The 12,399-nt window shown below is 42.1% G+C and carries 8 protein-coding genes and 2 pseudogenes; 8 read left to right on the forward strand and 2 right to left on the reverse strand.

The genetic code is table 11. From position 1 onward, the window contains the following. Both B2X72_RS24405 and B2X72_RS24410 read right to left on the reverse strand, forming a co-directional pair. The coding region (locus B2X72_RS24405; protein WP_286851865.1) for a hypothetical protein at positions 1–362 on the reverse strand (362 nt) is incomplete at its 3' end. Positions 363–365: 3 nt separating this feature from the next. Next, positions 366–740, reverse strand: a pseudogene (locus B2X72_RS24410) (YnfA family protein). Positions 741–778: 38 nt separating this feature from the next. Here B2X72_RS24410 and B2X72_RS24415 point away from each other — a divergent pair. The 8 genes and pseudogenes from B2X72_RS24415 to B2X72_RS24450 all read left to right on the forward strand — a co-directional run. Further along, complete coding sequence (locus tag B2X72_RS24415; RefSeq protein WP_070569809.1) at positions 779–1,195, forward strand: MerR family transcriptional regulator; 417 nt, start codon at positions 779–781, stop codon at positions 1,193–1,195. Between the two features lie 454 nt (positions 1,196–1,649). Then, positions 1,650–3,830 carry a TonB-dependent receptor gene (locus B2X72_RS24420; RefSeq protein ID WP_070569811.1) on the forward strand — a complete coding sequence of 727 codons (2,181 nt, stop codon included), beginning with the start codon at positions 1,650–1,652 and terminating at the stop codon, positions 3,828–3,830. A 237-nt stretch (positions 3,831–4,067) separates the two neighbouring features. Then, the gene (locus tag B2X72_RS24425) at positions 4,068–4,349 is read left to right on the forward strand and encodes a hypothetical protein (RefSeq protein ID WP_070569813.1); all 282 of its coding nucleotides are present in this window, start codon (positions 4,068–4,070) and stop codon (positions 4,347–4,349) included. Between the two features lie 334 nt (positions 4,350–4,683). Then, positions 4,684–5,334, forward strand: coding sequence for a DDE-type integrase/transposase/recombinase (locus B2X72_RS24430; RefSeq protein ID WP_070569817.1), 651 nt, complete (start codon positions 4,684–4,686; stop codon positions 5,332–5,334). A gap of 342 nt (positions 5,335–5,676) precedes the next feature. Beyond that, positions 5,677–6,000: a DUF6660 family protein gene (locus B2X72_RS26565; protein WP_310889270.1), complete on the forward strand. Its 324-nt coding sequence runs from the start codon at positions 5,677–5,679 to the stop codon at positions 5,998–6,000. Positions 6,001–6,095: 95 nt separating this feature from the next. Then, positions 6,096–10,481: a CusA/CzcA family heavy metal efflux RND transporter gene (locus B2X72_RS24440; RefSeq protein WP_070569819.1), complete on the forward strand. Its 4,386-nt coding sequence runs from the start codon at positions 6,096–6,098 to the stop codon at positions 10,479–10,481. A 17-nt stretch (positions 10,482–10,498) separates the two neighbouring features. After that, positions 10,499–11,701 (forward strand): efflux RND transporter periplasmic adaptor subunit, encoded by a 1,203-nt coding sequence (locus tag B2X72_RS24445; protein WP_070569821.1) that lies wholly within the window; start codon positions 10,499–10,501, stop codon positions 11,699–11,701. Positions 11,702–11,837: 136 nt separating this feature from the next. Further along, positions 11,838–12,399 (forward strand): annotated as a pseudogene (locus B2X72_RS24450) (heavy metal translocating P-type ATPase); the annotation flags it as partial.

Genomic DNA, 12,399 nt, shown 5'->3' on the forward strand with positions numbered 1-12,399 from the left:
GTCAGCCAGCAAAAAGAATCAGTGTTACTCGTTTTAATCGTAAAATCAAAGAAATCACAACACTGTCTTTCTGTTTTTACAAATTCATTCAATTCGTCCAAAATGGAGTCACTTCCCTTGAATTTGTTGGAATAGCCGTTGATTACCTGTTTTTTTTCAACAACTTGTTTCTTCAGGCTTGAAATGACCGTAGCTTTCCTTTCCTGCAGATCAGGGCTTGTTAACTTACAGGCTAAAATCTTCTTACCATAATTATCAGTGCAACTTGCATCACAGCTAAATTGTTTTTTTGAGTTAGTTTTTACCTGGCTATATCCGATTATGGAAATTGCAATAAGAGGGAACATTAAAATGTATTTCATTTTTTATTGGATTTGACGTGGTGCGTAAAATATAATGCATACCCCAACCAATGCAATCAGGGCGCCGATAATATCATAACGATCTGGTTTAAATCCGTCCACTTTCCAGGCCCAGAATAAGGATAAGACAATAAAAATACCACCATAGGTAGCATAGACTCTTCCAAAATTCGCGGATTGTCAGGTTGCCACTACCGCATAGAATGCCAGGATAATTGCCCCTATTATGCCATACCAAAAGGACTTGTCTTCCTTAAGCCAGTGCCAAACCAGGTAACCACCTCCGATTTCACAGATGCCGGCTAAAAAGAATACAAGAAGAGATTTAACTACTGCCATATGTTTAAGATTAAAAGTATATTTACAAATATAAACCATGGAGTATAGTCTATGGTCAAGTAAAAACTGAATATTTTATGTTAATAGGTGAACTGTCTTCTAAATCTGGACTTTCGCGTGATACTATCCGTTTCTATGAGAAGCAGCAGCTTATTGCTGTAACAAGGAAAGAAAGAAGGGGTAATAATTACAAAGAGTATTCCGAGGAGGTGCTTGCAAGGCTTTTGGCAATAAAACGATTGAAGAACTTCGGATTTACGTTAAATGAAATTGCTGATTTACTGGAAATGATTGAGCAGAAGGAAGCAACCTGCAATAACGTAAGTGAGTTCATTGAACAGAAAGTTACATTGGTAGAGGCAAAGATCCTTGATCTGATAAACCTGCGTAATCAATTAGTAAGTGGTGTCAACAAATGTAAGGACTGCTGTAATCCGGAGCAACCGGAAGAGAATTGTCCCATTCTGGTTACTGACAATTTCCTTGAAAGTTAGCTGTGAAAATTATCAACGATTTCAGCCAATTTAGTAGGTGATATAAAGAAAGAATTACTAATATTGCATTTGTGGAATACATTGCTCTGCTTCTGTCTATTATAGTGATTACGCTTTCGGCTGTACCGTGTTGTGGAGGAGAACATGAAGCAATGGAACTTTCTACATTGAAGCAGCAGAATACTTCCCATCATTCTACTCGGGATGAAGACGATTGCTGTAAAAATTGCTCCCCTTTTTATTCCTGTGGGACATGCGTAGGGTTTGTAAGGTCTAGCATTTTTGTTTTGAACACAACCATTTTTCCAAATAATTACCAAGTTCATTTCCCGGCCTATCTTCAGGCCAGTCAACAAGTATTTACGACACAAATCTGGCAGCCCCCCAAACTAAGTTAAAACGAACGCCACTATCGGCAAATGATCTATTGTTTTAACTTAATCACTTTTTAAAAATGAAAAGAATTGCTGTGCTGTTGGCAATGCTGTTTTCTGCAGTGTTGGCCAATGCCCAATATATTTATAAAGCCGTCGTGAAAGACGCAAACACAAATGAGACATTAGCTGGAGCTACCATTAAAGTTTTAGGAACTGCACTGGGAACAAGTACAGACAAATCCGGGGCGGCAGTTATTAGCGGTATTCCACAAGGAACACAAATTATCCAGTTTAGTTATGTTGGGTTTGAAACAAGAACAGATACCATGGTTTTTCCGCTTACTTTGGATACACCGGCTGTTATATTGCTGCAGGCTGCTGAGGAAGAAAGCGAGTTGGAAGAGGTGCAAGTATCGGCAACTAGGAGTACTAGGACCATTGCGAATATTCCGACCCGAATAGAAGTTATTGCAGGAGAGGAGCTGGATGAAAAGGGAAATATGAAGCCTGGCGATATCAGGATGCTACTGGCCGAAAGTACCGGTATCCAGACCCAGCAGACTTCGGCTACCAGTGGAAATTCCAGTATCCGTATTCAAGGTCTGGATGGCAAATACACGCAAATTATTCGTGATGGTTTTCCACTCTATTCCGGATTTTCCGGCGGTTTGGGATTATTGCAAATTGCACCGCTCGATCTGCAACAAGTAGAAGTAATTAAAGGCTCTTCATCGACCCTATATGGAGGAGGAGCTATTGCCGGTTTGGTAAATCTGGTGTCCAAAAAGCCAACAGAAGAACGCCAACTTAATTTTTTATTGAATGGTACTTCTGCTCTGGGGCTTGATGCCAGTGGTTTTTACGCTCAAAAATTAAAAAAAACAGGATTTACTGTATATGCAGCATACAATCACGGAACAGCTTATGACCCTTCAGATATTGGCTTGACCGCAATTCCAAAATTTAACCGGTTTACCCTAAATCCTAAACTCTTTGTTTATTTCAATGAGAAAACTACCCTTTCTGTGGGACTGAATACAATGACTGAAAAGCGAATAGGTGGGAACCTGGAGTATATCAAAGGTAAAGGAGATGCTGTGCACAGTTATTTTGAAGAGAATCAAACAGGGCGTTACAGCTCACAGACGGAACTAGATTATAGATTAAATGATAATGAAAAATTTGTTTTCAGAAATAGTGTAAGTTATTACGATCGGAGTATAAACCTGCCCGGTTACCGGTTTTCAGGTTTACAGATTTCTACTTACTCGGAAGCTAATTATTCCCGAACCGGAGAGAGGGCCGAATGGGTAGCCGGCGTAAATTTTTTGACTGATAATTTTTCCGAAGATAAGAACAGTACCTTCCCGTTAAGGAATTACAACTATAATACTTTAGGTGCATTTGTTCAAAATACATTTAATGCCTCTGAAAAGATAACGCTTGAATCCGGAATAAGGGGCGACTATCACAACGATTATGGTTTCTTCTTTTTGCCCAGAATTTCTGCTTTATGGAAAATCAATAGCCATTTTTCAACCAGGCTTGGTGGTGGGCTTGGCTATAAAGCACCTTCGGTCTTTACAGAAGATGCGGAAAGAATCCAATTTCGTAATGTCATGCCTATCAATGTCAACGATACGAAAGCGGAACGATCGTATGGAGCCAATTATGATATCAACTATAAAACAGCATTGTTTTCCGACGAGGTTAGCTTTAGTATTAACCAGATGTTCTTTTACACACGCATCAATAACCCTATTATGCTGACTGATTTACCGGGAGGAAATTTGCAGTACGTTCAACCTCGAGGAAATTTAGACACAAAAGGCATGGAGACTAATGTGAAACTTACCTATGGAGACTTTAAATTGTTTGTAGGATATACTTATGCCGACGTCAACCAGCATACGGAAGGAAATACAACTACATACCCATTGGTATCCAAACATCGGTTAAATAATGTATTGATGTATGAAATTGAGGATAAATTAAAGATTGGTTTGGAAGCTTATTATTTCAGTCCTCAGCAATTAAACGATGGGGGTAGAGGGAAGAGCTATTGGACTGCAGGTCTGATGACTGAGAAGATCTGGGAGAAGTTTTCCATTTTTGTCAATTTGGAAAATCTGACTGATACAAGACAAACTAAGTTTGATTCTATTTATACAGGAAGTATTACGAACCCTACTTTTCGTGATATCTATGCACCAGTTGATGGATTTATTATTAACGGAGGCATAAAATTGAAATTCTAAATTTACTTAATAAAAGGCTGGTACTACCAGCCTTTTATTTTCACGGTCCCAATCTCCACGCGTAAAGGCCCTGTCTTTACTTGTCCGAATTAACTTATTCTCACCACGCTGACCACAACTTTTCGATACAGTACTTGAATTTTTCCATCACACAGGGTTTATCTTGATTGTAAAAAATCCGCTTTCTTCGACTAGTTTTTCAGAAATTTTTTTGCAAATTATTCAATAAGTTTTGAGATGGAAACTAATAACCGGAGATATCATTCAGAAATAAAGGAAGAATATATGAAGGATAACCTACCCTTTGATATAGTTAAAACTATTCCTCGTTCTATCAGAAAAAGGTGGCGGGAGCAAGCTGAAAAAGATTTTTGGATGCCGGTTCCGGTTGAGGATAATATTTCAGATGAGTTGACCATACGACGTCTGCAAACCGAAAATAAAATACTAAAAACTAAGGTCAGAGCACTTTTTATCTTGTTGTTCTTTACCGGGAGCTTTTTAAATTTATGGCGTTAAGGTCTTATCATGTCTTGAAAGTAAAAAAGAATGTAGGACTGCTTTTACATTTTTGCCTGGAGCATAAACTGGAGAAATTTGTTTGGAAGCTGTTACCCTTCTCTTTCAAGCAATGGCATTCATGGGACGGGCTAAAGTCATGTCAATTTTCGTTGCAAGGTTATTGTCGTAAACAAAATGTAGCACAGTTGTCCCTTAAGGAACAACAGGATAAGGAGCTTGGCTGTGCTGAAAAAAGAGTTAGGATTTGGACGTTGGTAAATGTCTACTATTATTTGCTGCGGCTGAAAAAGGTCTATTTCAGCCTGGGCGCTTTTACAAATATTGCCGACTCTTGAAAATTACAAAAAGAAAACATACAAGACGGAAAAAATATTATCCTATTGCTGCTACAGCCCCCTTTAAAATTCTTCATCAGGATATCACCATCATTAAAACTTTGAATGGCGTTAAGCACTATGTTTATATTATTAAAGACAATTTTAGGAAGGCCGTTTTAGCATGCAAAGTAACAACAGAGTATAGCAGTATTGTTGCAAGAGAATCTTTCGAAGGAGTTCTGAAAAGGTTTGGTCTTCTTCGTAATCAAAGCTTTTTAATAACGGATGGAGGGGTGGAAAATAAGGTGGAACTCGACCTTTACTTGAACAGACCTGGCATGCTTTGGCAGAAGTTAACAGCGCAGCTTAATATCATTCAAAGTAATGGCATGATAGACGCAGCAAACAGGTTAATCAAACAAAGATATTTACTTTCAAAAACAGTCGATAACACTACGAAACTCAAAAGGGAATTGGAGCAGGAGGTAACCAACATGAATTCTATGCCCAATGGTCAATTATTTGGTTATTCTCCCAATGAAGTTCTGAATCGTGCTATTCCTGATCGAATCCGGTTTAAACAACAAATCTTCGAGGCTACAACTAATCGAATGGAAGAGAATCGAAAGTTTAATTGCAAATTATCTTGTCACTTATGTAGCTGAAGACAGAATGAATTTTCTTCCAATATTGTTTCCCAAGGAAAGCTATAGGAAGAACAATGTTGTAACTTAATTTATGAAATTATTTTTATACGAGAAGCTTCTGTAATAAAGCGTACGCAAACGCGTACAGTAACCTATAAAATGCTCATGAACGGTGCTTGTTAATATACGGAGTCCCAACCTCAGTCAGGTATCCCAGTACAGGGTTAATCAGATATTCTAAACAATATACTAGCGACAGGCTATCAGATTCGTCTATGTGTATATTTTGTAAAATGTACAATCGGCTGACGTTTTTTATTTGTTTTTTAAAATTATTTATTACTTTTGAAAAAAAAAAGAGTGAGGATAACAAGTTTGTTTATAGCTTTCCTGGTTTTGGTACTGAGCTGCATTCCATGCAGAGACGTATCAGCTATGGGTAATAACATTCCTGTTACCGCCATTTCCCAAGGCCAGCTAGCCCATCATCCTAACAAGGGGGAGATCGGAGATTTGTGTTCTCCTTTTTGTACTTGCTCATGCTGTAAAGTTATGAGCGAAGTGTCCCTTTTACTACAGCTTGAACTTATCAAACCTGTAGTTTCTGTCGAATATAATATCGCTGTTGCAGGCGAGGTCATCTCTTTGTCGCTTTCTGTCTGGCAACCTCCTAAATTAGGTTAATTCAAATTGTTCAATGTGTATTCTCCCTTACCAATCAGATTGGTATGGCGGTTTCTGCATTGTTTTTTTTGTTTTTAACTTAATTTATAAGAATAATGCTTCAAAAAATTATTCAGTTCTCCATCAAGAACAAGCTCATTATTGCGCTGTTCACTTTGGGACTGATTGCATGGGGAGTCTATTCCCTTAAGAAACTTCCGATTGATGCTGTTCCCGATATTACCAATAATCAGGTGCAAGTCATCACGCTCAGCCCTTCCCTCGCAACACAAGAGGTTGAAAGACTTATTTCCTACCCAGTAGAACAGACCATGTCCACTATTCCTGAAATTGAACAGGTGCGTTCCATTTCGAGGTTTGGTCTTTCCGTGGTAACAATTGTCTTCCACGACGATGTAGATATTTACTGGGCCCGGCAACAGGTCAATGAAAAACTGGCTGAGGCCAAAAACAACATCCCCCAGGGACTTGGTAATCCGGAGATATCCCCGATATCAACAGGCCTGGGAGAGATTTACCAGTATGTCGTGCACGCGAAACCAGGATTTGAAAAGAAATTCGATGCCAGAGAGCTTCGCAGTATACAGGACTGGATAGTAAGAAGACAGCTTCTTGGTACTCCTGGTATCGCAGAGGTGAACAGCTTTGGCGGATTGCTGAAGCAATATGAGATTGCACTTGATCCTAATAAACTAAGGAGCTTGAATTTAAGCATTAGTGATGTATTCAAGGCGCTTGAAGATAACAATGAAAATACTGGTGGTGCCTATATTGACAAAAAGCCCAATGCCTACTTTATCAGGAGCGAAGGGCTGGTTGGCGATATCGAGGACATCAATAAAATCGTTGTCAAGAATAGCGAAAACGGCGTGCCGCTACTGATACGTGATATCGCGACTGTTCAGATTGGTAACTCGATCCGATACGGGGCTTTGACCCGGACTACAAAATCCAGCGATGGTGAGGCTGTTGGTGGGATTGTGATGATGCTCAAGGGAGCGAATGCAAATAACGTTGTTCAGCAGGTAAAGGCTAAGATAGCGAGGATCAATAAGACCCTGCCAGAAGGTGTGATCATCGAGCCTTTTCTGGATAGAAGTGCCCTGGTGGACAGGGCTATTGGCACAGTAGCGAAAAACTTAATTGAGGGTGCGTTGATTGTGATCTTTGTACTGGTGTTGTTCCTGGGCAACTTCCGCGCGGGTTTTATTGTAGCATCAGTTATCCCGCTTGCCATGCTTTTTGCCATTGCAATGATGAATCTGTTCGGAGTCTCTGGTAATCTAATGAGTCTTGGGGCAATTGATTTTGGTTTGATCGTAGACGGAGCAGTGATTATCGTCGAGGCGACGATGCACCACCTAGGGATGAGGTCCGCAGGAAAACTTACACAGCAGGAGATGGATGAAGAGGTTTTTGAATCTGCTGTAAAGATCCGTTCTGCTGCGGCATTTGGTGAAATCATTATCCTGATTGTGTACCTTCCTATTCTAGCACTGGTAGGGATCGAAGGCAAAATGTTTGGCCCAATGGCGCAAACTGTATCTTTTGCCATCCTGGGTGCATTCATACTCTCGATGACCTATGTACCGATGGTGTCGGCCGTATTTTTAAGCAAGAAGATCACCCATAAAAAGAATTTTTCAGACCGTATGGTGGACTTTCTCCACAGGCGCTATCTTCCTTTGATTAAAGGTGCCTTGAAGTGGAAAAAGACAGTAACAATCACCGCGGTTGCGCTTTTGGTGGTAAGCATTTTTATCTTCACCAGGATGGGCGGCGAGTTTATTCCCACTCTTGAAGAAGGGGATTTCGCTGTTGAGACCAGGTTGCTAACCGGAAGTTCACTTTCACAGACTTTGGACAAGGTCGACCAGGCTTCCAGAATACTGGTAAACAAATTCCCTGAAGTAAAGGAGGTGATCGGAAAGGTTGGTGCAGCCGAAATTCCTACAGATCCAATGCCTATGGAAGCCTGTGATCTTACTATCATATTAAAAGATAAGAAGGAATGGACAACTACCCATAGCCGCGAGGAGCTTGCAGAAAAAATGAGCAAGGCCCTTGAAGATATACCAGGTGTTACCTTCGGTTTCTCTCAACCTATCCAATTGCGTTCCAATGAACTGATTTCTGGTGTTAGGCAGGATATAGGGATAAAGATTTTCGGGGATGACTTACAGACTCTAACCGAGCTTTCGCAGAAAATTGGGAAAATAGTCTCTTCTGTCCAAGGTGCAAAGGATCTTTATCTTGAACAGGCAACAGGTCTTCCACAGATCGTGGTCAACCTAAATCGTGACCGTATTGCCCAGTATGGGCTAAGTGTAAAAACTGTAAATCAAGCTATTAATGCAGCTTTCGCGGGACAGGCCGCAGGACAAGTTTATGAGGGCGAGCAGCGCTACGATATAACTGTGAGGTTCTCCCAGCAAAATCGACAGGGTATCGAGGATGTCAAAAATGTGTATGTCACGGCGCCCAATGGCAACCAAGTGCCCCTTGAACAACTGGCAGATATAAGCTTTAAGATTGGTCCAAACCAGATCCAGCGCGAGGATGCCAAGCGGCGTATCATCGTTGGCCTTAATGTTCGTGGAAGAGATATTCAAAGCGTGGTCGAGGAGATCGAGAGCAAGATCAATCAGCAGATAAAAATGCCTGCAGGCTATTACATCACTTACGGAGGCCAGTTTGAAAACCTGAAACAGGCCAGTGATAGACTTTCGATTGCCGTGCCGGTGGCATTGCTTCTGATATTGCTGCTGCTTTATTTTTCTTTTGGTTCATTTAAACATTCCCTGCTAATCTTCTCGGCAATCCCAATGGCTGCTATTGGAGGGATTTTTGCATTACTATTAAGGGGTATGCCCTTTAGTATTTCTGCTGGCGTAGGCTTCATCGCCCTGTTCGGTGTAGCAGTGCTCAATGGCATTGTATTGATTACCGAGTTCAACAGGCTTAAAAAGGAGGGCAGTTACACGATTGATCAGATCGTACTGATGGGTACAGAGATCAGGTTACGTCCTGTACTGATGACAGCAACCGTGGCGTCGCTCGGCTTCCTTCCTATGGCACTCTCTACAGCAGCTGGAGCGGAAGTTCAGAAACCGCTAGCTACGGTTGTAATTGGCGGGCTTGTTACTTCGACCATACTTACCCTAATCGTTTTACCTGTATTGTATACCTATTTTGAAAATATCAAATTAGGAGGTAAAAAAGGTGTGAACAAAGCTGTTGTAACATTACTTGCCATCACTGGACTGAGCATTGCAGGTAGCAGTGTTTTCGCTCAGGCAAAGCCAGATGAGGGTATCGGTCTGCAGCAGGCGATCCAGGTCGCAGTGTCCAACAACCAACAGATCAGGTCCTCGAATCTCAATATAGGCCGACAACAGGCCTTACGTGGTAGCGCATTGGATATCGGAAAGACTAATTTCAATTTGCAGTATGGACAGTTCAATAGCATTAAGCGCGACAACAATTTCTCCGTAACTCAGAGTATTCCTTTCCCTGGCCTTTTTGCCAAACAAAGGAGTCTTTATGATGCGCAAATACAGAGCGCGGAACTTGGCCTGTCAGTGGTGCAGAAAGAAATCAGTTACCGTGTAAAATCTACATACGGGCGTATAGTATACCTCAATGCTCTCAGGGATTTGTATCTGAGTCAGGACAGTGTCTACAGTAATTTTTACAAGGCGGCCGCTGCAAGGTATAATGCGGGAGAGACCAATTTGTTAGAGAAAACTACAGCGGAGACACAGTACAATGAAGTGCGCAACCGCATTGCACAGAATCAAGCCGACATACTGGCAAATGCAGCAGAACTTAAGCGATTGATGAACACTAGGGACAGCGTCCGTTTCCTATTCGTGGAACTAGAACCAGAACAATGGAACATTACCCAGCGTGATACCAATTCGGTAGGTACCAATCCAGTGCTGGCCTTCCAACGACAACAGATTGAAGTTGCCGAAAGGCAGGTCAAGGTTGAGCGAGCCCGGTCTGGGCCTGACTTTAATGTGGGCTATTTCAACCAGTCTATAATTGGATTGCAGAATGTGGATGGCCAGGACCGTTTTTACAGTGGCGGAACGCGTTTCCAGGGGATAACCGCAGGAATTTCGATACCTGTATTTTTTAAACCATATGCTTCCCGTATCAAGGCCGCAAAGATTGATAAACAGGTTGCGCAGAGCGAGGAGGCCCTTTCAAGGGCCAACCTGCTTGGAAGTTTCGAACAGGCCTACCAGGAGCTTAGCAAGAATGCCAAGAGTATCTCCTACTATAAGGCTAGCGCCTTGCCTAATGCAGATCTTATCCTTAAACAGGCTCAAGTAGCCTTCCAGGCCGGGGAGATCGGTTATGTGGAATATCTGCAAGGGATCAGGACTTACTCAGAGATCCGTCTGGGATATCTTGGTGCCATCAATGACTTCAACCAATCAGTTTACACACTTCAGTACCTCACAGGTCAATAATAACTATCAGTAAAGAAATGAAAAAAGCAATCAAGGTTATCAGCCGCTTATCCTATATATCAGTCATTGCTGTTCTCCTGTCAGCATGTGGCGGCAAAGAAAAAACAGACGCAGGGGCCGCAACACCTCCGAAGGAGGCCAAAGAAGAAACCAATGGGGTAGAACTTACCCAATCGCAGTACAATGCTGCAGGTGTGACGATCGGCAGTCCGGAGATGCGGGCGCTCAGTGGCATGCTGAAGGTAAACGGATTTATCGATGTGCCTCCTCAGAACTTGGTGAGTATTACAACACAGATGGGAGGTATTGTAAAATCCACACCATTGTTACAGGGGAGCAAAGTTTCCAAGGGACAGGTTATTGCCGTACTACAGAATCAGGACTACGTTCAGTTACAGCAGGACTACCTGGAAAGTAAGAGCCAACTCGAACTTTCGCAAGCTGAATATAAGCGTCAGCAAACGCTTTCGGAACAAAATGTTAATGCCCAGAAGACCCTTCAGCAGGCAAAGACCACCTACCAGGTAAATCTTGCAAGGGAAAATGCGCTACGGCAGCGGCTTGAACTGATCAATATTGGTGCCTCGAGCCTGACACCAGGTAACATCCGCAGTTCGATCAATATTTATTCACCCATCAGCGGCTACGTTACCAAAGTCAATGTAAATACAGGCAAGTTTGTGGCCCCCAATGACGTGATGTTTGAGATTGTAAATAGCTCAAACCTGCACGTGGAACTCAATGTTTTTGAAAAGGACGCGCAGAAGGTCCGGCCGGGTCAAAGGGTAAACTTTACCATGGCCAATGATTCGGTAAGTCGCTCGGCTATTATTCAATTGGTTGGTGGGGAGATCAAAGCAGACAAAACGGTTACCGTGCATGCGGTTGCTGGTGCAGGAAATAGCTTTATCCCCGGTACCTACCTCAAGGCAGAAATAGAGACTGGTAGCAGTCGTGTGCTTTCTTTGCCACAGGTTGCAGTTGTTGACTTTGAAGGCAAAAAATACATCTTCCTTGAAAATGGTAAAACAATGGTGAAAGCTGAAGGTGATACAACAAACAGTGTTTACCATTTTCAAATGGTAGAAATTACAGTGGGAATTACCGATGGAGAACTTGTAGAGGTTTCGCTGCCTGGAGGATTGGATTATAACGGAAAGGTTGTTTTGAAAGGAGCTTACGACTTGTTATCGAAGATGAAAAATAGCGAAGAGGAATAAAAAAGGTTATGCCAATTTAGGCATAACACCAGGTGGAGCGATGGGTGCCCCAGTCTTGGGGCACCTTATTTCCCCAACGGGGAACGATCTGGGTTACGTTACCTATTGATTACAGATCATTAAATCTTAACCATATATGGAGAACAACAAGAAAAGCCAGCAAAAAAAAGTAGCCGGGGATACCGGTAAGAAACAGGTCCCAGTTAAAACTGGTGAAGCCAATGATAGGAGCAGCAATGCTTCGATGGAAGAAACAGCGGTCGGGGGCAACCAAGTCTCGATAAAAGAGAAAAAACATGACGAATCTGACTACGAACATGGTGGTGTTTTTGGCAAGAATACAGAAATGATATTTTCTTTGATATGCGGCGCTGCTTTGGCCTTAGGCTACGGGCTGACCTACGTGGGAGGAGTGCCTGAATGGGTGAGTTTAAGCTTGTATATAATAGCCTATTTCTTTGGAGGGTTCTTTACGGCCAAGGAAGCTGTTGAAACTATTTCAAAAGGTGGCTTTGAAATAGATTTTTTGATGTTAGTGGCTGCCATCGGTGCTGCGATCCTTGGTTCCTGGGCAGAGGGGGCGCTACTTCTTGCACTGTTCAGTCTTGGGCACGCCCTTGAACATTATGCAATGGGGAGGGCCAGAAAGTCCATAGAAGCCTTGACTGACCTTGCCCCACCGGTTGCACTTGTTGTTA

This window comes from Sphingobacterium sp. UBA7253 (assembly GCF_002472745.1).
In the GTDB taxonomy this organism is placed as follows: Bacteria; Bacteroidota; Bacteroidia; order Sphingobacteriales; family Sphingobacteriaceae; genus Sphingobacterium; species Sphingobacterium siyangense.